The 19,782-nt window shown below is 73.3% G+C and carries 23 protein-coding genes; 10 read left to right on the top strand and 13 right to left on the bottom strand.

Features of this window, described 5'->3' with window-relative positions; genetic code table 11:
• Window positions 1–526: carbohydrate kinase family protein (locus GB864_RS14475; protein ID WP_236779137.1), on the top strand; the 526-nt coding region annotated here is incomplete at its 5' end.
• A gap of 34 nt (window positions 527–560) precedes the next feature.
• Here the strand turns inward: GB864_RS14475 and GB864_RS14470 are convergent.
• Genes GB864_RS14470 through GB864_RS14460 form a run of 3 tightly spaced genes read right to left on the bottom strand, consistent with a single transcriptional unit; the run spans window position 561 to window position 2,246 of the window.
• Entirely contained in the window at window positions 561–1,211 is a 651-nt protein-coding gene (locus GB864_RS14470) for an NADPH-dependent F420 reductase (RefSeq protein ID WP_160426276.1), read from the bottom strand.
• Window positions 1,208–2,059 (bottom strand): SGNH/GDSL hydrolase family protein, encoded by an 852-nt coding sequence (locus GB864_RS14465; RefSeq protein WP_160426274.1) that lies wholly within the window; start codon window positions 2,057–2,059, stop codon window positions 1,208–1,210. Before GB864_RS14465 ends, GB864_RS14470 begins: the two co-directional genes overlap by 4 nt.
• 4 nt (window positions 2,060–2,063) lie before the next feature.
• Window positions 2,064–2,246, bottom strand: a complete 183-nt coding sequence (locus GB864_RS14460; RefSeq protein WP_160426272.1) for a hypothetical protein — start codon at window positions 2,244–2,246, stop codon at window positions 2,064–2,066.
• Window positions 2,247–2,391: 145 nt separating this feature from the next.
• Between GB864_RS14460 and GB864_RS14455 the strand changes: the two genes are divergently transcribed.
• Complete coding sequence (locus GB864_RS14455; protein ID WP_336604024.1) at window positions 2,392–2,871, top strand: GNAT family N-acetyltransferase; 480 nt, start codon at window positions 2,392–2,394, stop codon at window positions 2,869–2,871.
• On the opposite strand, the gene GB864_RS14450 is transcribed toward GB864_RS14455, so the two are convergent.
• The 6 genes from GB864_RS14450 to GB864_RS14425 form a co-directional block, all read right to left on the bottom strand.
• Entirely contained in the window at window positions 2,852–3,136 is a 285-nt protein-coding gene (locus tag GB864_RS14450) for a DUF1905 domain-containing protein (RefSeq protein ID WP_160426270.1), read from the bottom strand. The two genes, GB864_RS14455 and GB864_RS14450, sit on opposite strands and share 20 nt — an antisense overlap.
• 110 nt (window positions 3,137–3,246) lie before the next feature.
• Complete coding sequence (locus tag GB864_RS14445; RefSeq protein WP_160426287.1) at window positions 3,247–4,041, bottom strand: ABC transporter ATP-binding protein; 795 nt, start codon at window positions 4,039–4,041, stop codon at window positions 3,247–3,249.
• A 31-nt stretch (window positions 4,042–4,072) separates the two neighbouring features.
• Window positions 4,073–4,849 carry an ABC transporter permease gene (locus GB864_RS14440; RefSeq protein WP_336604023.1) on the bottom strand — a complete coding sequence of 259 codons (777 nt, stop codon included), beginning with the start codon at window positions 4,847–4,849 and terminating at the stop codon, window positions 4,073–4,075.
• Complete coding sequence (locus GB864_RS14435; RefSeq protein ID WP_336604022.1) at window positions 4,846–5,685, bottom strand: ABC transporter permease; 840 nt, start codon at window positions 5,683–5,685, stop codon at window positions 4,846–4,848. Before GB864_RS14435 ends, GB864_RS14440 begins: the two co-directional genes overlap by 4 nt.
• Window positions 5,686–5,687: 2 nt before the next feature.
• Window positions 5,688–6,668 (bottom strand): ABC transporter substrate-binding protein, encoded by a 981-nt coding sequence (locus tag GB864_RS14430; protein ID WP_160426267.1) that lies wholly within the window; start codon window positions 6,666–6,668, stop codon window positions 5,688–5,690.
• A gap of 333 nt (window positions 6,669–7,001) precedes the next feature.
• Window positions 7,002–7,661 (bottom strand): FCD domain-containing protein, encoded by a 660-nt coding sequence (locus GB864_RS14425; protein WP_160426265.1) that lies wholly within the window; start codon window positions 7,659–7,661, stop codon window positions 7,002–7,004.
• A 206-nt stretch (window positions 7,662–7,867) separates the two neighbouring features.
• Between GB864_RS14425 and GB864_RS14420 the strand changes: the two genes are divergently transcribed.
• The 5 genes from GB864_RS14420 (at window position 7,868) to GB864_RS14400 (ending at window position 12,253) form a co-directional block, all read left to right on the top strand.
• The gene (locus tag GB864_RS14420) at window positions 7,868–8,617 is read left to right on the top strand and encodes a PIG-L deacetylase family protein (protein ID WP_160426263.1); all 750 of its coding nucleotides are present in this window, start codon (window positions 7,868–7,870) and stop codon (window positions 8,615–8,617) included.
• Entirely contained in the window at window positions 8,614–9,330 is a 717-nt protein-coding gene (locus tag GB864_RS14415; protein ID WP_160426262.1) for a 4-carboxy-4-hydroxy-2-oxoadipate aldolase/oxaloacetate decarboxylase, read from the top strand. The genes GB864_RS14420 and GB864_RS14415 overlap by 4 nt, the downstream gene beginning before the upstream one ends.
• 8 nt (window positions 9,331–9,338) lie before the next feature.
• Window positions 9,339–10,124 carry a DUF1932 domain-containing protein gene (locus tag GB864_RS18980; protein WP_160426260.1) on the top strand — a complete coding sequence of 262 codons (786 nt, stop codon included), beginning with the start codon at window positions 9,339–9,341 and terminating at the stop codon, window positions 10,122–10,124.
• Window positions 10,121–11,179 (top strand): PrpF domain-containing protein, encoded by a 1,059-nt coding sequence (locus GB864_RS14405; protein ID WP_160426259.1) that lies wholly within the window; start codon window positions 10,121–10,123, stop codon window positions 11,177–11,179. Before GB864_RS18980 ends, GB864_RS14405 begins: the two co-directional genes overlap by 4 nt.
• Before the next feature lie 84 nt (window positions 11,180–11,263).
• Window positions 11,264–12,253 carry a VOC family protein gene (locus GB864_RS14400; protein WP_336604021.1) on the top strand — a complete coding sequence of 330 codons (990 nt, stop codon included), beginning with the start codon at window positions 11,264–11,266 and terminating at the stop codon, window positions 12,251–12,253.
• A gap of 22 nt (window positions 12,254–12,275) precedes the next feature.
• Here GB864_RS14400 and GB864_RS14395 read toward each other — a convergent pair whose 3' ends face one another.
• The 3 genes from GB864_RS14395 to GB864_RS14385 all read right to left on the bottom strand — a co-directional run bounded on the left by GB864_RS14395 (window position 12,276) and on the right by GB864_RS14385 (window position 14,564).
• Complete coding sequence (locus GB864_RS14395; RefSeq protein ID WP_336604020.1) at window positions 12,276–13,517, bottom strand: RNA polymerase sigma factor; 1,242 nt, start codon at window positions 13,515–13,517, stop codon at window positions 12,276–12,278.
• Window positions 13,499–13,879, bottom strand: coding sequence for a YciI family protein (locus GB864_RS14390; RefSeq protein ID WP_160426257.1), 381 nt, complete (start codon window positions 13,877–13,879; stop codon window positions 13,499–13,501). Before GB864_RS14390 ends, GB864_RS14395 begins: the two co-directional genes overlap by 19 nt.
• A 97-nt stretch (window positions 13,880–13,976) precedes the next feature.
• The gene (locus tag GB864_RS14385) at window positions 13,977–14,564 is read right to left on the bottom strand and encodes a TetR/AcrR family transcriptional regulator (protein ID WP_160426255.1); all 588 of its coding nucleotides are present in this window, start codon (window positions 14,562–14,564) and stop codon (window positions 13,977–13,979) included.
• Between the two features lie 113 nt (window positions 14,565–14,677).
• Here GB864_RS14385 and GB864_RS14380 point away from each other — a divergent pair, with 113 nt between their 5' ends.
• Together GB864_RS14380 and GB864_RS14375 are read left to right on the top strand one after the other, a co-directional pair.
• Complete coding sequence (locus GB864_RS14380) at window positions 14,678–15,505, top strand: SDR family oxidoreductase (protein ID WP_160426254.1); 828 nt, start codon at window positions 14,678–14,680, stop codon at window positions 15,503–15,505.
• Window positions 15,506–15,530: 25 nt separating this feature from the next.
• Window positions 15,531–16,478, top strand: a complete 948-nt coding sequence (locus tag GB864_RS14375) for an alpha/beta hydrolase (RefSeq protein ID WP_160426252.1) — start codon at window positions 15,531–15,533, stop codon at window positions 16,476–16,478.
• Between the two features lie 64 nt (window positions 16,479–16,542).
• On the opposite strand, the gene GB864_RS14370 is transcribed toward GB864_RS14375, so the two are convergent.
• A complete protein-coding gene (locus GB864_RS14370) occupies window positions 16,543–17,661 on the bottom strand; it encodes a LacI family DNA-binding transcriptional regulator (RefSeq protein WP_160426251.1) in 1,119 nt (372 codons plus the stop codon).
• A 204-nt stretch (window positions 17,662–17,865) separates the two neighbouring features.
• Between GB864_RS14370 and GB864_RS14365 the strand changes: the two genes are divergently transcribed.
• Window positions 17,866–19,782: beta-galactosidase (locus tag GB864_RS14365; protein ID WP_160426249.1), on the top strand; the 1,917-nt coding region annotated here is incomplete at its 3' end.

The raw sequence follows: 19,782 nt of genomic DNA, 5'->3' as shown, positions 1-19,782 counted from the left end.
ACGGAGATCAGGCGTGTGCTCCACCGATCTCGCCACCGGGCACGGCCTCGCGGGCGACACCGATCCGGCCGCGTTCGGCCGCCTCGTCGCGCGGGCGCGGGCGGCCGGCGCGCTCGTCGTCGCCGCCACCGGGTCGGCCGGCTGGCTCGCCGACCGGGGGACGGCCCCCTTCGAGACGGCATTCGGCGCGGCATCCCTGGTGTTCGCGAACCTCGCCGAAGGCCGTGCGCTCACGGGGCTCGGCCCGGAGCATCCGCCGGCCGACGTGCTCGCGGCGCTCGCCGCACGCTTCCCGGATGCCGTGCTCACCCTCGGCGCGGACGGGGCGCTCGCCGCCGGCACCCGGGGCGCGGCGCAGATCGAGCCGGAGCGGGTCGACGCGCTCGACCCGACGGGTGCGGGCGACGCGTTCGCCGCGGGATTCCTCGCCGCGTGGGTCGCGGGCGCGTCGGCGCAGGAGGCGCTCGGATCGGGCGCCGCCCTCGCGCGTCGGTGCATCGGACGGCTCGGCGGCCGGCCCGAGTGACGGGCCGGCCGCCGAGCGACGAGCGGGTTCCGCGTTACGCCGCGTCGGGCACGCGGAAGGCCGCCGCCAGGTTCGCCCGCAGTTCCTCGGCGTTCTGCCGCACGACGTACGCGGGGCGGTCGCGCTCGAGGCGCCACGACTCGCTGAGCGGACCCGCGCTCACCGTGTCGAAGCCGAGCTCGTCGTAGAGCTTCGTGATGAAGTCGATCGCCTCGGGGAAGTCGCTCGCGGTGCCGAGCGCACGGCGGTTCGGCGTGCCCGCGGGCGTGCCGTCGGTCGTGATCTCGCCCGAGCCGATGTGGTTGAAGCCCTTGACGACCTTCGAGCCCGGCAGGTGGGCCTGGAGCAGGCCCGAGGTCGTGGCCTCGCCGCGGTCGAGCTCGGGGAAGCGGCCGTCGCGCTCCCAGTAGTAGTTGTTCGTGTCGATCACGATCTTGCCGTCGAGCGGCGCAACGGGCACGTCGCGGTAGGCCTTGAGCGGCACCGTCACGACCGCGACGTCCGCGGCCTCGGCCGCTTCCAGCGCGGTCGCCGCGCGGGCGTTCGGCCCGAGCTCCGCGACGAGGTCGGCGAGCGTCTCCGGCCCGCGCGAGTTCGCGATGACGATGTCGTAGCCGGCCGCGAGCGCGGCACGGGCGACCTGGCTGCCGATGTGGCCGGCGCCGATGATTCCGAGAGTGGTCATGGTCGCATGCAACGAGGCCGAGGGCCGTCCGTATTCCGGGCGGGCGCAGTTCGTCGTCGCGCTCGGGCCTCGCGCAGTCGGTCGAGGGCCGCGGGCAGGAACGCCGCCGCCCAGATCCGGTAGCCGCGGTCGTTCGGGTGGAACAGGTCGCCGGCGAACTGGGTGACGACGCCGAAGAGCCCCTGGCGATCGGTCATCCGGTGCAGCGGCACGACCTCGAGTCCCCGCTCCGCCGCCGCGGCGCGCAGGAGGCGGTTCGCGAGCCGCACGTCGCGCTGCTCGGGCAGGAAGTAGAACGAGGGCAGATCGGCCACGAGCGCGTGGCCCGGCAGTCGGGCGAAGAGCTCGCGGATCTCGCGGTCGAAGCGCGCAGCATCCCAGTCGGCGAGGTCGTTGGCGCCGATCGCGACCGTCACGAGGTCGGGCGGCTGCTCGCTCGCGAGGATCTGCTCGAGGACGGGCAGCTCCCGCTCGAGCGCGATCCCCACGGTCGCCCCCGAGATCGCCAGGTTGTCGACGCGGAACGAGCGGCCCGTCGCCCGCGAGAGGTCGCGGACGAGGAACCCGACGTACCCGTTGGCCGGCCGGCTCGCGCCGATGCCCTGCGCGGCCGAATCGCCGATCGCGACGTAGCGCAGGTCGCCGCCGCCCTTCCGCCGCGCCCGCCAGTAGGCCGAGTGCACGGGGATGGCATCCGAGAGGCGCAGCCGCCAGAAGGCACGCCGCCGGCTCAGCCAGCGCCACCAGATCAGGATGCCCGACGCCGCGGCCGCGCCCCCGACGGCGACGAGAGCGGGCACGAGGACACGGCGGGCACCGGATGCCCGGCCTGCCATCGCACCCGCCATCGCGTCAGTCCTCCGAGTCGTCGGCGAGCTCCGCCGCGGCGGAGATGAGCGCGTCGAGCGCGGTCACGACGTTGTGCAGCGCCTGGCGCTCCACGCTGTCCTCCGGCAGCTTCTGGACGTCGTAGCTCGCTGCGCTCGCGGCGCTGCGCGCCTCGGCGAGGAAGCCGTCGAATTCGAGACTGGACATGCGGGAACCCCCTGTCATCGCGTGCGCCGACCGGTGCCGGCGCCGGCGCACCCCCGTGCGCCGTCGTCCTCATTCCTAGCCCCTCCCGGCCCGGGGCGCGAGGCCCGGGCAGGGACACCCGCCGGATGTGGAGGAGAATCGGAGGGTGCCCGAACTCCGCATCATCGACGGCGACCTCGCCGACCCCCGCGTCCTCCGACTGCTCGAGGACCACCTCGCCGACATGCACGCGACCTCGCCCGCCGAGAGCGTGCACGCCCTCGACGTGACGGGCCTGTCCGCGCCCTCGATGAGCTTCTGGGCGGCGTTCGACGGCGAGAGCGCGCTCGGCTGCGTCGCCCTCAAGGAGCACGACCCCGGCTTCGCCGAGCTGAAGTCGATGCGCACGGATGCCGCCGCCCGCGGCCGCGGCCTCGGCAAGCTGCTGCTCGCCCACGTGCTCGACGTCGCCCGCGAGCGCGGCTACGCGCGCGTCAGCCTCGAGACCGGCAGCGAGGACTTCTTCATCCCCGCCCGCACCCTCTACGCGGCGAACGGGTTCGTCGAGTGCGGGCCGTTCGCGGACTACACGCTCGACCCCAACAGCGTCTACATGACGCTCGAGCTCAGCCGACCCGCAGCCTGAGCGCGATCTCGTCGCCGGCCTCGACGCCCTCGGCCCGGCGCACCGCGTCCTTCAGCGGGATCAGGTAGCCGCCGTCCTTCGGCCAGAGCGAGGTCCTCCACGTCGTGGCGCCGAGGCGCACCTCCGCGGGCACCATGCCCCACCCGTACGTCACGAGCGGACGCAGCTCGTCGATGGCGGCGGACTCCTCGGGCCCCACGGCGAGGAAGTGGTAGGGCGCGGGGCCCCGCCACTCGATCACGGTGCCGCCGATCTCGAAGTCCATGGGCGACAGCGTAGGGCGCAGCGCCGACGGGCGGCCGCGGCGAGGAGCATCCGCCCCGCCGCGACCGCCCGTCGCCCGTCCGCCGCACGTCGAATCGTCCGGCACCCCGCTCAGCGTGCCGGGATCGCGCCCGTCTTCGCCTCGGCCTTGGCCCGCTGGATCTCCTCGAAGACGTGCGTGCGCAGCTCCGCGAAGCGCGGCAGCGAGCGCGTGCGCAACTGGTCGCGGTCGGCGGGCAGGTCCACGAGGATGTCGTCCTGCACGACCGTCGGCGCCGCGGAGAGCACGATGACGCGCTCGCCGAGGTAGACCGACTCGTCGATGTCGTGCGTCACGAAGAGGATCGTGATGCCGAGTTCCTTCCAGATGCGGCGCACGAGGTCTTCGAGGTCGGCGCGCGTCTGCGCGTCGACGGCGGCGAACGGCTCGTCCATGAGCAGCACCTCGGGGCGGTAGGCGACGGCGCGGGCGATCGCGACGCGCTGCTGCATGCCGCCCGAGAGCTGCCAGGGGTACTTGCCGCCGGCGTCGGCGAGGTCGACCTGCTCGAGCGCCTCGGCCGCGCGGGCCCGGCGCTCGGCCTTCGGCACGCCGGCGGCCTTGAGCGGCAGTTCGACGTTGCGCTCGACGGTCATCCAGGGGAAGAGGCTGCGCCCGTACTCCTGGAAGACGACGGCCATCGTCTTCGGCGGTCCGGTGATGTCCTTGCCGTGCAGCTCGAGCACGCCCTCGGTGCGGGGCAGGAGCCCGGCGATGCACTTCAGCAGCGTCGTCTTGCCGGCGCCGGACGGACCGACGATGCACGCGAGCTGGCCGGCCGGCACGTCGAAGGTGAGGTTGCGGATGGCCTCGAAGCCGCCGGTCGCGGTCGGGTAGATCTTCCGCAGCCCGGCGACCTGCAGCATGGGGCCGTCGAAGGCGGGGATGGATTTCGTGTCAGCTCGCACGCTGCACCTCTCTGAGTCCGTGGTACCAGCGCAGGATGCGTCGTTCGACGACGCGGAAGATCACCGACAGTCCGAGCCCGATCAGGCCGAGCACGAGGATGCCGGACCACATCTCGGGGATCGCGAAGTTGCGCTGGAACCACACGATCGTGAAGCCGAGGCCCGACGAGGAGCCGAACATCTCGGAGATCACCATGAGGATGAGGCCGATGGACAGGGATTGGCGGACGCCGGCGAGGATCTGGGGACTCGCCGCCGGCAGGGTCAGGTAGCGCAGCCGGTTCAGGCCGCGGATGCGATAGGTCGCGCACGTGTCCCGCTGCACCTCGTCGGTCGCGCGCACGCCCTCGACGGTGTTGAGCAGGATCGGCCAGATCGCTCCCGAGACGATCACGACGACCTTCATGAGGTCGTTGATGCCGATGAGCAGCATGAGCAGCGGCACGAGGACGACGGGCGGCACGGCGCGGATGAACTCGAGCAGCGGCTCGAGCAACTGACGGAGGCGCTTGAACGAGCCGATCAGGATGCCGAAGGCGACGCCGAGGACGATGGCGAGCGCCAGACCGGCGGCGAGCCGGCCGATGCTCGGCAGGACGTCCTGCCAGAAGCGCGGGCCGAACCACGTGTCGACGAACGTCGTGACGAGTTCGCCGGGGGTCGGCACGAAGAAGTTCGTGCTGTCGATCGTCGCCCACCACCACCAGAGCACCAGGAGGAGGGGGAGCCCGAGCAGGAATGCCGTGTTTCTGAGGAACGCGCTCACGTGACGAGGTCCGTCCGGATCGAGGTGTGCCAGGCGAGCGCCTTGCGCTCGACGAGGCGGGCCAGGAAGTTGATGCCGACGCCGATGAGGCCCGTCGCGATGATGAGCGCGTACATGCCGACGACGTCGCCGGTCGACTGGGTGAGGCCGATCTGCTTGCCGAGGCCGGGCGTGCCGATGATGAGCTCGGCGGTGATCGCGAGCACGAGGGCGACGGTCGCCGCGAGCCGGATGCCCGTCATGAGGTACGGCAGGGCCGTCGGCCACACGACGTGACGCACCCGCTGCCAGCGGTTCAGGCCGTAGCTGCGAGCGGTCGCCTCGGCGACGGGGTCGACGTCCTTCGTGCCGTAGATCACCTGGATGAGCACCTGCCAGAACGACGCGTAGACGATCAGCAGCAGCGCCGACTGGATCTTCACGCCGAAGAGGATGACGGCGAGCGGGATGAGGGCGACCGACGGGATCGGCCGGAGGAACTCGATCGTCGAGCGCGTCGCGTGCTCGAGGAAGCGGCTCGAGCCGATCGCGAAACCGAGGACGGTCGCCGCGACGACCGAGATGGTCAGACCGATCGCCCAGGCGGTCATCGTGTCGGCGACGTCGCGCCAGAACGCGAGGTCGCGCAGGTACTCGACGAGCCGCACGAGCACGGTGTGCGGGGCGGGCAGGAAGCGGGTGTCGACGAGGCCGGCGAGGCTCACGAGCTCCCAGAGGAGCAGGAAGCCGAGGATGCCGGCCGTGCCGAGCAGCGGGCCGAGGCCGGAGCCCGGGCGGCGGGGGGACCGCCGCCCGGGCTCCGACCGCGCGACCGCGCGGGCCGGGGCGGATTCCACGATCAATGCAGCAGGGCGTCCAGGTCGGGCTCGGCCGTGAGGATGCCGTACTCGACGGCGGCAGAGCCGAGCTTCTCGAGGGCGGCGCGGTCGATCTCGGTGGGGAAGACCGGGAGCACGATCTTCGCGGCGGTGGCCGCATCCGTCTTCGTGTAGGTCGTGAGGATGTCGCGGACGGCGTCCGGGTCGTCCTGCGCGGCTTCGAGCGACTTCGTCATGGCCTCTTGGAACGCCTCGACGACGTCGGGGTTCTCGTCGGCGTACGCCTGCGTCGTGAAGTAGCTCGCGATGTCGAGCTTCGGGTCGAACTCGGCGTACGCGTAGCTGACGACGCGGTCGCCCGCCGCGAGGGCGGCGGTCACGAACGGCTCGACGACGTAGGCGGCGTCGACCTGGCTGTTCTCGACGGCGGCGATGGCGTCGGGGAAGGCGACCTCCACGAACTCGGTCGTCGAGGAGTCGCCGCCGTCGGCGTCGATCGCCGCGCGGGTGACGACCTGGTTGATGTTGCCGACCGCATTGCTGGAGACGGTCTTGCCGGCGAGGTCGGCGGGCGTCTGGATGTCGGAGTCGGCCTTGACGATGATGCCGCCCATGTCGGACGAGGGGTCGCCGGTGGTGGCGACGGCCGCGGAGACCGTGGTGAGGCCGAGCCCCTTCTCGTTCGCGACGAGCAACGAGAGGTTGTTGCTGAAGCCGAACTGGTAGTCGCCGGAGACGACGGCCGGGGCGATCGCGGCGCCGGATTCGGCGGTCTCGATCGTCAGGTCGAGCCCGGCGTCCTCGAAGTAGCCGAGCGAGTCGCCGAGGTAGAGCGCCGCGGTGTCGGCGATCGGGATGACGCCGACGGTGACGGGGGTGAGCTCGGCCGACGCCGAGGAGCCGGCGTCGTCGGTCGTCGTGGCGGCGTCGGAGTCCGTGCAGGCGGACATGGCCAGCAGGGTCGCTGCGGCGACCCCGATCGTGAGCAGCTTGTGCTTCATTTCACTCCGTTGTGATCGTCGGATGCTCCCGGCGGGCGCCGGGCTCTTGGCGGAACCGAACTGCCGCGACGATATGCCTCGCCGCGAATCGCTGTCAATACTGGCGACGAAATTGTCAGCAATCCGTGTTCGGCGGCCCGGGCGCACGGCGAGCGTAGGGATGCCCCGACGGGCGCGCCGAGGGAACCGGGCGTTCCTGCACGGAACGCCGGAAGGTGTTCGCGGAGCGGACGTTCCGCTGGTCGAGCAGGGCGAAGCCCGTATCGAGACCCGGCAACGGGCCTCGCGAGGTCTCGATACGCCCTTCGGGCTACTCGACCGGCGAGGGCGGCGCTACCGGCCGCGGGCGCCCGTCGCGCGGCCGTGCTCGTCGGAGTGCGCGAGCGTGTCGATGACGCTGTGCACGTGGGCGCTCATCGCACCGGCCGCGGCCTCGGGATCGCGCGCGCAGACGGCCTCGACGATGGCGAGGTGCTCGGGCAGCGAGATCGCCGGCCGTCCGGGGTAGAGCGAGAGGCGGAACTGGTGGCGCACCATCTGGCCGTTGAGCTGGGCGAGGATGCGGTTCGCCGTCTCGTGCTGCGCGATGTCGCGGAGCATCCCGTGCAGGGCGTTGTTGAGGTCGGAGTAGCGCATGAGCTCGCCGCTGCCGACGGCGTCGCGCATGGCCTGGGCGAGCTCCTGCAGTTCGGCGATCTGCTCGTCGGTCACGCGCTCGGCGGCGCGGCCGGCGACGAGCGACTCGACGGCCTGCCGGATCTCGGTGATCTCGACGGCCTCGGGGACCGTGATCTCCCGGACCCGGGCGCCGCGGTTCTGCTGCAGTTCGACGAGCCCGTCGGCGGCGAGCTGGATGAGGGCGTTGCGGATCGCGAAGCGGCTCGCGCCGTACTCGGCGGCGAGGTCGGCCTCGATGAGCCGCTGCCGCGGGGCGTAGTCGCCGCGCAGGATGGCGCTGCGCAGTTCCGCTCCGACGTCGATTCGTTCTGCCACGTCCGGCCGATCCTTCCCGTTGCCCGCGAGGCGGGTCCCCGCCCGATGCGGCGCCGTCGCCGCCCGGGGTTGCTCGATTCTGACCTATCCTCGCGTGCGCGGACGGCAGCCCCGCCCGATCTGCTCGCACAATCTCGTCAGCGATATTGTTGACAATCATGGCGACGATGAGGTGGGATGTCCACGACAGTCTTCCTGGAGGTTCAATGCCGAATCCATCTCTGCTCGTCGTCAGCGCCCACGCCGGCGACTTCGTCTGGCGCGCCGGCGGCGCGATCGCCGCCGCGACCATGCGGGGCGAACGCGCGACCGTGGTCTGCCTCTCCTACGGCGAACGCGGCGAGTCCGCATCCCAGTGGCTCGCGGGCAAGGGCCTCGACGAGATCACGGCGCTCCGGCGCGCCGAGGCCGAGGCCGCGGCCGCAGCGCTCGGCGCCGAGGTGGAATTCCTCGATCTGGGCGACTACCCGCTCGTGCCGACCCCCGAGGCGCTCGTCGCGCTCGTCGAGGTCTTCCGTCGCGTGCAGCCCACCGTCGTGCTCACGCATCCGCTCGCCGACCCCTACAACGGCGACCACCCGGCGGCCGCCCGCATGGCGCTCGAGGCGCGCGTGCTCGCGCAGGCGATCGGCGTGCCGAACGCCGACGGCTCCGTGCCGACGCAGGAGCAGATCATCGGCGCCCCGCCCGTCTTCTTCTTCGAGCCGCACCAGAGCGAGCAGAGCGACTTCAAGCCGAACGTGCTGCTCGACATCACGGCGGCGTTCCCCGCCAAGCGCGCCGCCATGGAGTGCCTGCCCGCCCAGCGGCACATGTGGTCGTACTACACCGACCTCGCGGTGCGCCGTGGCGTGCAGGTCAAGCGCAACGCCGGTCCGAACCTCGGCCTGCCCCACGAGACGATGGGCGAGGCGTACGTGCGCTACTACCCGCAGGTCACCGGGGTGCTGGAATGAGCGAGCTCGGCCTCGTCGTCACCGACATCGCGCGCGCCGACGCCGACGTCGTCGACGCGCTCGGCGTCCACGGCGTCGCGACCGTGCACGAGGCGATGGGCCGCACGGGCCTCGTCGGGGCGGCGATCCGTCCGATCCAGACGGGCGCCCGCGTCGCCGGCACGGCCGTGACGGTGCTGAGCTGGCCGGGGGACAACCTCATGATCCACGTCGCGGTCGAGCAGTGCCGACCCGGCGACCTCCTCGTCGTCGCGACGACGAGCCCCTCGCTCGACGGCGCCTTCGGCGAGCTCTTCGCGACGGCGCTGCAGGCTCGCGGCGTGCGCGGCATCGTGACGACGACCGGCATCCGCGACACCGCCGAGCTGCGCGAGATGGCGTTCCCCGCGTGGTCTGCGGCGGTCAACGCGCAGGGCACGGTCAAGGCGACCGCGGGCTCCGTCAACGTGCCGGTCGTCGTCGGCGGGGTGCAGGTGCTCCCGGGCGACGTCGTCGTCGCGGACGACGACGGCGTGCTGCGCGTGCCGCGGCTCGAGGCCGCGTCGGTGCTCGCCGCCGCCGACGCCCGCATCGCCAAGGAGGAGGCCGATCGGCTCGCCTACCGCGGCGGCGAGCTCAGCCTCGACCGCAAGGGGCTCCGGCCGCTCCTGACGGAGCTCGGCGTGCGCTACGTGCGGCAGGACGACCTCGGCCCGTCGGCGGCGACGCCGTGAGGATCGCCGTGCTCGGGCTCGGCGAAGCCGGCCGGATGTTCGCGGGCTCGCTCGCGGGCAGCGCCGAGGTGCGCGGGTGGGACCCCGTCGTGATGCCCGAACTCGACGGGGTCCGGCTCGCGGAAAGCGCCGAGGACGCCGTCGCCGACGCGGACCTGGTGCTCGCGGTGACGACGGCCGCGCACTCGGCCGACGCGCTCGCGACGACGCTCGCGGCCGCGCCCCGGGGCATCCTGCACGCCGACCTCGCGACGGCCGGCCCCGCCGACAAGCGGGCGCTCGCCGAGCGGGCGGCGGAGGCGGGCTTCCGCTTCGCCGACGCCGCGATCATGGCGCCGGTGCGCCGCGGCGCCGCCCGCACGCCCGTGCTGCTGTCGGGGGACGGCGCGGCGGAGGTCGCGGTCATCCTGGGCTCGGCCGGCATGAGCGTCGACGTGCTCGAGGGCCCGCCCGGCACCGCCGCGGCTCGCAAGCTCCTGCGCTCGCTGCTCGTGAAGGGCCTCACGGGCGTCATGATCGAGTCGCTCCGAGCGGCCGAGCGCGAGGGGCTCGGCGACTGGTTCGCGGACCACCTCGTCGAGACCCTCGTCGGCCTCGACCGGGCGACCCTCGCCGGGCTGCTCGAGGGGACGGCGAGCCACGCGGGACGGCGCATCGAGGAGATGGAGGCCGCCGCCGCCATGGCCGAGTCCTCCGGTGGGCGCGCCGACATCGCCCGCGCGGTCGCCGCCGTCCTGGACTCGGTCGCCGAGCAGGGCGTGCCGCGACTGGATGCCTCGGAGCGGCGCGCATGAGCGCCGAGCACGGCATCCCCGTCATGGTGCTCCGCGGCGGTTCGTCGAAGGGCGCCTACTTCCTCGCCGAGGATCTCCCGGCCGACCCGGCCGAGCGCGACGACCTGATCCTGCGCCTCATGGGCTCGCCCGACGCCCGCCAGATCGACGGGCTCGGCGGCGGGCATCCGCTTACGAGCAAGGTCGCGATCGTCTCGCCGTCCTCGACGCCCGATGCCGACGTCGACTACCTGTTCCTGCAGGTCGTGCCCGACCGTCCCGTCGTCTCCGATGCGCAGACGTGCGGCAACCTGCTCGCCGGCGTCGGCCCGTTCGCGATCGAGCGCGGGCTCGTCGCCGCGACGGGCGAGGTCACCCCGGTGCGCATCCGCATCGTCAACCCGGTGCCGAACCTCGTCACCGCGCACCTCGAGACGCCCGGCGGCCGCGTGCGCTACGACGGCGACGCCGAGATGGCCGGGGCGCCCTTCCCCGCCGCGCCGATCCGGCTCGAGTTCCCCGGCGACGGCCGCAGCGCCTTCCCGACCGGGCGGCTCGTCGACCGATTCGACGGCCTCGACGTCACGTGCGTCGACGCCGGGATGCCGGTCGTGCTGCTGCGCGCGGGCGACCTCGCTCTCGCGGGCGACGAGTCCCCGGCCGACCTCGAGGCGGACGCCGCCCTGCGCGAGCGGCTCGAACGCGTGCGACTGGAGGCGGGTACCGCGATGGGCCTCGGCGACGTCGCCGACCGGACCGTGCCGAAGCTCTCGATCTGCTCCCCGGCGCGGCACGGCGGCCTCGTGACGACCCGAACGTTCATCCCGCACCGCGTGCACGAGGCCATCGGGGTGCTCGGGGCGGTGTCCGTCGTCACGGGCGTCCTGACCGAGGGCACCGTCGTCTTCGACGCCGCGGCCGGCGGCGGACCGTACCTCGTCGAGCATCCGACCGGCGCGTTCGAGGCCGAGCTCGCGCTCGCCGGCACCGGAGCGGCGACCTCGCTCGCCTCCTCGACGGTCGTGCGCACGGCCCGAAAGCTCCTCGACGGCCGCACCTGGCCGCGCACCGCCTGAGCCGCCCTTGCCCGAACCGAACCGCCTGAACCGACCCCGCCGGGCCCGACCCCGCCGGATCCGCACCCGCCGAAAGGACCGCCCGTGACCGACATCGCAGCGTCGCGACTGACCCACGACCCCGAACGCCGACGCGACCTCGCCCACGTCGGCCCCCTCGAGCTCTACACGCCCGTGCTCGAGGAGAGCCGCGACTTCTTCGTGAACCAGCTCGCGCTCCGCGAGGTCGGCCGTGACGCGGACTCGATCTACCTGCACACGTGGGACGACTACCTCTCCTGGACGATCCGGCTGATCCGTCGGGAGCGGGCGGGCGTCGGCACGACGTTCGTGCGGGCGGCGAGTGCGGCCGCGTTCGAGCGCGTCCGCGCCGAGATCGAGCTCGCCGGCCTCGTCGACGGCATCGACGCCGGGGTGCGGGGACTCGGCGAGGTCGTGCGCTTCCACGACCCCGACGGGCATCCGATGGGCCTGTACTGGGAGGCCGGCTGGTACGTCCCCGATGAGACCGACACCCCGGCCCTCAAGAACCAGGCGGCCGCCTTCCCCGGCCGCGGGGCCAACGTGCGCCGCCTCGATCACGTCAACTACCTGACGAAGGACGTGCCCGGCACGAGCCGCTTCCTCGCCGACGTGCTCGGCGCCCGCTGCACCGAGCGCATCGTCACCGATGAGGGCGAGGACGCGGCGATCTGGTTCAACCTCGGCAACAAGAGCTACGACCTCGTCTACACGCAGGACTGGACGGGCGCCAACGGCCGCTTGCACCACCTCGCGTTCGCGACAGACACCCGCGAGGACATCCTGCGGGCGGCCGACGTCATGCTCGAGGCGGGCATCCACATCGAGACCGGCCCGCACAAGCACGCCATCCAGCAGACGTTCTTCCTCTACGTGTGGGAGCCCGGCGGCAACCGCATCGAGCTCTGCAACGCGGGCGCGCGCCTCATCCTCGCGCCCGACTGGAAGACGATCTCGTGGACGGCCGCCGAACGCGCCAAGGGGCAGGCGTGGGGGCTCAAGACGATCGACACGTTCCACACGCACGGCACGCCGGTGCTGCCGGTGGAGTGAGCCCCGGCGTGCCGCGGGACGCTCAGGCGAGCTCCGTGCGCCGACCGCGGAGGAACACGCGCACGTCGTCGTCGTCCGAGAGGGCGATCGCCCGGTCGTAGGCCTCGGCGGCCTCGGCCCGGCGCCCGCTCCGGGCGAGCAGCTCGGCGCGCGTCGCCTGCCAGGACTGGAAGCGCTCGCCGCCGGCCGGCAGTGCGGCGAGGCCCGCCGCGGGCGACTCCGCCCGGCCGAGGATCGCCGCGAGGGCGACCTCGGCGCCGAGACTCGGCGCGACCGAGACGAGCGCAGCGGCGAGGGTGCGCAGGGCTGCGAGATCGAGGACGCCCGTGCGACGCCGGTCGAGGTGCACGGCGTACATCGCGGCCTCGAGCTGGAAGCGCCCCGGGACGGCGCCGCGCGCCTGGGCGCGGCCGAGCAGCGTCTCGCCGAAGTCGATGCGACGGGCGTCCCAGCCGACGGGGTCCTGCTCGTCGAGCGGGACGTAGGGTCCCGGGCGTCGCGCGGCGAGGCCGAGCGTCAGCCGGGCCGCGAGCCCCCAGGCCTCCGGCTCGTCGCCGAGCAGGTCCGCGGTCACGAGCGCGAGCTCGGCCGCCTCGCCCGCGAGCGATGCCGCGTCGCCCCGCCAGGTGAGGGCGGCGCAGCCGTAGATCGCCTCGAGCACGGCGTCGAGGCGTTCCGGCATCGCGCGACGGTCGGGCAGGGCGAACGGGATGCCGGCTCGGGCGATGCGGCGCTTCGAGCGTACGAGCCGCTGCGCCATCGTCGCCGCGGGCACCGTGTAGGCCCGGGCGATGCGCGCGGCCTCGAAGCCGAGCACGACCTGGAGCATGAGCGGGGTGCGCATCTCCGGGTCGATCGCCGGATGCGCGCACGCGAAGAGCAGTTCGAGCCGACGATCCGGGATGCGCCACGGGTCGAGGTCGGCGAACGGGTCGACCGCGGGCTCGGGCCCCGCCCGCCCGCCGTCGCGGCCTTCGCCGTCCCCGAGCGGCTCGGTGCGTCGGACGTCCGCCGACTTCCAGACGTCGCGACGGCGGTTGCGGGCCACGGCGATCAACCACCCCTCCGGGTTCTCGGGGACGCCGCTCTCCGGCCAGCGCGCGAGCGCCGTCGCGAAGGCGTCGCCGAGCGCATCCTCGGCGAGGGCGAGATCGCCCGTGCCCGCCGCGAGGATCGCGACGAGCCGGCCGTAGGAGGACCGGGCCGCGTGTTCGGCGGCCGAGGCGGCGGCCGCCTGCGCGTCGGTCAGACGTTCGGCATCCACATGCCGTCCACGGTGTGGGTGGCGCCCGGGCGCACCTCGATCGCGCCCTCCCAGTCGAGGCCGGGGGCGCGTCCGGCCCAGTCGAGGGCGGCGTCGAGGTCGGGCACGTCGATGACGAACGAGCCCCCGAACTGCTCTTTCGTGTCGGCGAAGGGGCCGTCCTGGATGCGCAGCGCGCCGTCGACCTTCCGCAGCGTCGTCGTCGCGTCCGACGGCTGGAGCACCTCGGCGCCGATGAGCACGCCGGCGGCCTGCAGCGTCGCGGCATAGCTCGACATGGCCTGCCGGCCTGCCTCCATCACCTCGTCGCCGAGCTCCTCGGGCGAGACCTCGGGGTAGTGCATGAGCAGCGTGTATCGCATCGTCGTCTCCGTTCGTTCCGACCGTAGTCCGGACCGCGGTCTGCGGCCTCGGGTGATGAACGAGGCAGCGGCGCCCGGATCGACAGGTCGGACCGGATTACCGACCGGAGCTCGGCGCGAGCCCGACGAGGAGCACGTCGGCGAGCGAGTCGAACCGGTCGTCCGGCCGCGGCAGCCGGGCGAGCACCCGGTAGAGCACGAGTCCGAGCGCCGCATCGGCGACCGCGGCGAGGTCGGCGTCGGCGCGCACCTCGCCGCGCTCGCGGGCGGCCTCGAGCATCGCGACGAGCCGGCCGCGGGTCGGCGCGGTGAAGCGTTCGGCGAGGGCGGCCTCGTCCGCGCCGCCTTCGGCGGCCGCAGCTGCGAGGGCCCGCACGGTCGCCGTGTTCTGCGGGGAGTCGAGCGAGTCGGCGAGCCGGTGGAACCAGTCGCGCAGGCCGGTCGGCTCGGGGCCGTCGGGCCCGACGTCGGGGGAGAGGTAGCCCGCGAGCACGGCCCCGGCGATGAGGTGCGACTTCGACGTCCAGCGCCGGTAGAGGGTCTGCTTGGCGACGCCGGCGCGCTCGGCGACCGCGGCCATCGTGAGCTTCTCGTAGCCGACGTCGAGCAGCAGGTCGCGGGCGGCCTCGAGGATGCCGCGATCGGCTTCGGGGTCGCGGGGGCGGCCGCGGCGTCGGGCATCCATGCTGCCGAGCGTAACCGTCGCGGCGCGGCCCGCCGTGATTTAGGCTACTCAGCGTCTCGTATATCGCGACGATGCGATCACCCGTGCGAGACCAGGTCTCAGGAGGAACCACCATGTCCAACGACGTCGCCGTCGTCATCGGAGTCGGCGGGATGGGCCAGGCCATCGCCCGCCGCATCGGCTCCGGCCGCACCCTCGTCATCGCCGACTTCAACCAGGCCACCCTCGACGCGCTCGCCGCCGAGCTCGAGGGAATCGGCTACGACGTCGTGCCGCACCTCGTCGACGTGTCGAAGCGCGAGTCCGTGGCGAAGTTGGCCGACGACGCCGCCGCGCTCGGCCGCGTCACCCACGTCGCCCACACCGCCGGACTCTCGCCGACGCAGGCGTCGAAGGAGGCCGTGCTCGCCGTCGACCTGCTCGGCTTCGCGATCTCCCTCGACGAGTTCGCCCGCGTCATCGCCCCCGGCGGCGCCGGCGTCTACATCTCGAGCATGTCGGCCTACTTCGCGGCCGGCTCGCTCCCTGCCGAGGTCACCGAGTCCTTCGCCGACACCCCGACCGACGACCTGCTCGAGCTCCCGATGCTCGCCCAGCTGCCGAACGCCGGCGTCGCCTACTCGATCGCCAAGCGCGCCAACCAGGTGCGCGTCGAGCGCGCCTCGGTCGCGTGGGGCGCCGCGGGGGCCCGCGTCAACTCGATCAGCCCCGGCGTCATCTCGACGCCGATGGGCCGCGAGGAGCTCGCGGGCGAGTCCGGCGCGCAGATGCGCGGCATGGTGGAGGCCTCCGCGGCCAAGCGCCTCGGCACCCCCGACGACATCGCCGAGGCGGCCGCGTTCCTCCTCGACGGCACTCGCGCGAGCTTCATCTCGGGCACCGACCTCCTCGTCGACGGCGGCACGGTCGCGGGCGTGTCCGCGTCCGGGCTGCTCGGCTGAGCCCGGCGGGTCGACGATGTCCCGCATGGACGCCTCCCTGCTCGCCCCCGAGCTCGCCGGCCGCAAGTGGCCGGCCGCGCCCGTGGGCTCCCGCCCCGGCCGCGCTCTCGTGCGCGCCGCGATGCACCTCATGCCGAAGGCCAGGTCCTCGACCACGGTCCGCGTCGAGCGCATCGAGATCCACGGCGGTCAGCCGGTCGACGTGTTCACGCCGGTGCGCTTCGGCGCCGACGGCCCCGATGCCGCGCTGCTCTGGATCCACGGCGGCGGGATGGTCATCGGCGCCTCCGCCCAGGACGCCGACCGCTGCACGCAGATCGCCGAGGAGCTCGGCATCACCGTCGTCTCCGCCGAGTACCGCCTCGCGCCGGAGCATCCCTACCCGGCCCCGCTCGACGACGTCGCAGGGGCCTGGGGCTGGTTGCAACGGCACGCGGTCGAGCGCGGCATCGATCCCGAGCGCGTCGCGATCGGCGGGCAGAGCGCGGGCGGCGGGCTCGCGGCGGGGCTCGTGCTGCGCCTCCACGACTTGGGCGGCGTGCAGCCGGCCGCGCAGTGGCTGTACTGCCCGATGATCGACGACCGCACGGCGGCGGACCGCACGCGCGACGAGCCCGAGCACTTCGTGTGGACGAACCGGGCGAACCTCGTCGGCTGGGGCGCGTACCTCCGCGGCGTCGCAGAGGCCGGCGCGTCCGACGTGCCCGCGTACGCGGCGCCGTCGCGGCGCACCGACCTCGCGGGCCTGCCGCCCGCCTGGATCGGGGTCGGCGACATCGACCTGTTCGCCGCCGAGGATCGCGCGTACGCCGAGGCGCTCGCCGCCGCCGGCGTCGACACGTCGTTCGTCGTCGTGCCTGGCGCGCCGCACGGCTTCGAGTCGCTGGCCGGCACCACGTCGCTCGCGCGCGACTACGACGCGGGCGCCCGGGCGTGGCTCGCCGAGCGGCTCGCGGTGCCCTCCCCGACCTGACGGGCGGTCACCCACTGACTCGCGGGCTGGCCCGGCGCCTGGGCCGGTCCGCGACCCCCCTCACTCAGCAGGCGGTGCGAACGGGTTCGCCGACGTCCGGCGTGCGCGCCGGCGCGGGGCCGGAGGAGGCGCGCACGACGAGCTCGGCCGGTGCCGGCAGTTCGGGCTTCGTCGCGAGCGCGGGGTCGATGAGCGCGAGCAGTTCCTGCAACGATGCGCGCCCGCTCGACGCGAAGTCGATGCGGAGCGTCGTCAACGGAGGGTCGAAGTACGCGGCCTCCGGGATGTCGTCGATGCCGACGACGCTGACGTCCTCGGGGATGCGCAGCCCCCGCTGCTTGAGCGCGAGCATGGCGCCGAGCGCCATCTGGTCGTTGGCGGCGAGCACCGCGGTGGCGGTGAACGGGTCGGGCAGCGCGGCGACGGCCTCGAACGCCGAACGCGCCGACCAGTCGCCGGCGAGCACGCCCGAGGAGCGGAGGCCTCGGCGCGCCATCTCGAACTCGAACGCCCGGGTGCGGTTTCGGGCGGCCGACCAGTTCTCGGGGCCGGCGACATGGAGGAAGTCGCGGTGGCCGAGATCGGCGAGATGGCCGATCGCCTTCGGGATGCCGACGCCGGTGAGCTCGGACGCCCCGGCACGGCCGATCTCGTCGCTCTCGGTGCGGATGAGGGTGGGCACCCGGAAGTCGGTCGACTCGAAGACGCGAGTCATCTCATCGGTGGAGGAGAGGGCGAGGATGCCCGCGAGGTCCTGCTGCGCGAGGAGGTCGAGGGAACTGCGGATGGCCTCGGCGTCGTGGGCGTCGAGGAAGATCAGGTCGAGCACGTACCCGGCCTCGCGGGCCGCGATGCTCGCCGCTTGGGCGTTGCGGCTCGGGCCGACGTGCGAGATTTCGTGGGTCAGTGCTCCGATGCGCAGGGAACGCCCGGATTTCAGGCTGCGGGCGGTGAGGTTCGGCCGGTAGCCGAGGTCGTCGAGCGCCTGCTCGACGCGGGCGCGGGTGGCGGGCCGGATGCCCTCGTACCCGCGCAGATAGCGGCTGACGGTCTGGTGGGAGACGCCCGCGGCGTCGGCCACGTCGTAGATGGTGGGCGGCCGCGCGTCGCGTCGGCCCCGGCTCCGCTCGTCGTCGCCGCGCGCGTCGGCACTGGGCACGGACGGGTGCTCCGTCGGGGTCATCGCTGGGCTCCGTTCCGGGCAGGGCCGAGTGGATCGGACCCGGCGTCACATTTTTCCACTCGCCCTCTTGACAGCCGATGTTATCGACAACATCCTTTCCTGCAAGCAATGTTATCGACAACATTGCGAAACCGGTTCCGTCGCGACGGCGGGACGCAAGCCTGCGACGACGCACCGAACGACGCACGACGGAGTACGCCGAACATGACCCGCACCGCACCGCACCTCCCCGCACCCGGATTCCTCTTCGGGGTCGCCTACTACCCCGAGTACCACCACCTGCACCGGCTCGAGACCGACCTCGGCCTCATGCGCGACGCCGGCATGAACGTGATCCGGGTCGGCGAATCGGTCTGGTCCACGTGGGAGCCGGCCGACGGCCGGTTCGAGCTCGAATGGCTCGCACCCGTGCTCGACGCGGCGCACGAGCGGGGCATCCGCGTCATCCTCGGCACCCCGACCTACGCCGTCCCGCCGTGGCTCCAGATCGCACACCCCGAGATCGCCGCCGAGCGCCGAACGGGGGAGCCGATCCCCTGGGGTGCGCGCCAGGAGGCGGACTTCAGCCACCCGGTCTTCCGCGAGTACGCCGAGCGGGTCATCCGCGCGGTCATCGGCCGGTACGCCGACCACCCCGCGGTCATCGGCTACCAGGTCGACAACGAGCCCGGGAACGAACTGTTCCACGGCGACCACGTCTTCGCCGAGTTCGTGCGCCGGCTCCGGGCGCGCTACGGCGACGTCGAGACCCTCAACCGCGAGTGGGGGCTCGTCTACTGGTCCCACCGGCTCACCGACTGGTCCGAGCTCTGGCGACCCGACGGCAACACCTTCCCGCAGTACGACCTCGCGTGGCGCCGGTTCCAGGCGGAGCTCACGAGCGAGTTCATCGCCTGGCAGGCCGAGATCGTGCGGGAGTACGCCCGCGACGACCAGTTCGTCACGACCTGCCTGCAGTACGGCCGACCGGCGCTCGACGACGAGCGGCTCGCCACGAGCCTCGATGTCGTCGCCGGCAACCCCTACTACGGGATGCAGGACCGGCTCGATCCCGCGGCCGAAGCCGCGCAGCTCTCGCACTGGACGACGACGGGCGTCGCCGGGCTCATCCGGCAGGGCGACCGCATGTACGCGTCCAAGCAGGGGCCGTTCCTCGTCACCGAGACGAACGCCCAGTCGATCGGCCACTCCGACGTCAACTTCCCGCCGTACCCCGGCCAGCTCGCGCAGTCCGCCTTCACGCTCATCTCGCGCGGCGCGACGATGATCGAGTACTGGCACTGGCACACGCTGCCCTTCGGCATCGAGACGTACTGGGGCGGCGTGCTCCCGCACAGCCTCGTGCCCGGCCGCGTCTACGACGAGATCGCCGGCATCGGCGCGGACCTCGCCGCGATCGGCGACGCCCTCGACGGGTACGAGCCGGACGCCGACGTCGCGATCCTCTGGTCGAACCCGAGCCGCTACGCGCTGCAGAACACCCCGCCGTTCCCCGGGGAGCGCGGCATCGAGGGCGAGTCCTTCGAGCGCATCGCCGATGCATTCCACCGCGGTGTCGTCGAGACCGGCCGACAGGCACGGCTGCTCCACCTCGACCAGGCCGCCGGCCTCGGCGCCGCGGAGCTCGCGCGGCGCCACCCCGTGCTCGTCGCCGCGGGCGTCTACGTGCTGACCGACGACGAGCTCGCGCTGCTGCGCGACTACGTCGCCGCCGGCGGCCACCTCGTGCTCGGGCCGCGCACCGGCTACGCCGACGACGAAGCCCGCGCCCGCGTCGAAGTCGCTCCGCCGCGGCTGGCCGACGTCGCCGGCGTGCGCTACGACGAGTACTCGAACCTCGAGGCCGCGATCCCGGTCGAGGCCGAGGGCGGCGTCCTCGATCTTGACGAAGCGGCCCGCGCGACGCGGTGGGTCGACGGCCTCCTCGTCGACGACGCCGACGTGCTCGCGCGGTACGTGCATCCGCGATTCGGCGACTTCCCCGCGGCCACGACGCGGGCCGCCGGCGCCGGGCGCGTGAGCGTCGTCGGCACCGTGCCCGACGCCGCATTCGCCCGGGCGCTCGCGCGCTGGGCGGTCGCGGAGCCGGCCGGTGCGGACGCTGCGGGCGGGGGCCAGAAC

This window comes from Agromyces seonyuensis (genome assembly GCF_009789225.1).
Lineage (GTDB): Bacteria > Actinomycetota > Actinomycetes > Actinomycetales > Microbacteriaceae > Agromyces > Agromyces seonyuensis.
Note: the sequence above shows the minus strand (reverse complement) of the source record. Positions and strands in the feature narration are given on the sequence as shown.

Bases quoted from the DNA above. Each gene is read 5' to 3' on its own strand.
- GB864_RS14470 (WP_160426276.1), bottom strand. From the start codon at position 1,211: ATGACCACTCTCGGAATCATCGGCGCCGGCCACATCGGCAGCCAGGTC.
- GB864_RS14465 (WP_160426274.1), bottom strand. From the start codon at position 2,059: ATGGCGGGTGCGATGGCAGGCCGGGCATCCGGTGCCCGCCGTGTCCTC.
- GB864_RS14460 (WP_160426272.1), bottom strand. From the start codon at position 2,246: ATGTCCAGTCTCGAATTCGACGGCTTCCTCGCCGAGGCGCGCAGCGCC.
- GB864_RS14450 (WP_160426270.1), bottom strand. From the start codon at position 3,136: ATGGACTTCGAGATCGGCGGCACCGTGATCGAGTGGCGGGGCCCCGCG.
- GB864_RS14445 (WP_160426287.1), bottom strand. From the start codon at position 4,041: ATGCTGCAGGTCGCCGGGCTGCGGAAGATCTACCCGACCGCGACCGGC.
- GB864_RS14430 (WP_160426267.1), bottom strand. From the start codon at position 6,668: ATGAAGCACAAGCTGCTCACGATCGGGGTCGCCGCAGCGACCCTGCTG.
- GB864_RS14420 (WP_160426263.1), top strand. From the start codon at position 7,868: ATGCCGAATCCATCTCTGCTCGTCGTCAGCGCCCACGCCGGCGACTTC.
- GB864_RS14415 (WP_160426262.1), top strand. From the start codon at position 8,614: ATGAGCGAGCTCGGCCTCGTCGTCACCGACATCGCGCGCGCCGACGCC.
- GB864_RS14405 (WP_160426259.1), top strand. From the start codon at position 10,121: ATGAGCGCCGAGCACGGCATCCCCGTCATGGTGCTCCGCGGCGGTTCG.
- GB864_RS14390 (WP_160426257.1), bottom strand. From the start codon at position 13,879: ATGCGATACACGCTGCTCATGCACTACCCCGAGGTCTCGCCCGAGGAG.
- GB864_RS14385 (WP_160426255.1), bottom strand. From the start codon at position 14,564: ATGGATGCCCGACGCCGCGGCCGCCCCCGCGACCCCGAAGCCGATCGC.
- GB864_RS14380 (WP_160426254.1), top strand. From the start codon at position 14,678: ATGTCCAACGACGTCGCCGTCGTCATCGGAGTCGGCGGGATGGGCCAG.
- GB864_RS14375 (WP_160426252.1), top strand. From the start codon at position 15,531: ATGGACGCCTCCCTGCTCGCCCCCGAGCTCGCCGGCCGCAAGTGGCCG.
- GB864_RS14370 (WP_160426251.1), bottom strand. From the start codon at position 17,661: ATGACCCCGACGGAGCACCCGTCCGTGCCCAGTGCCGACGCGCGCGGC.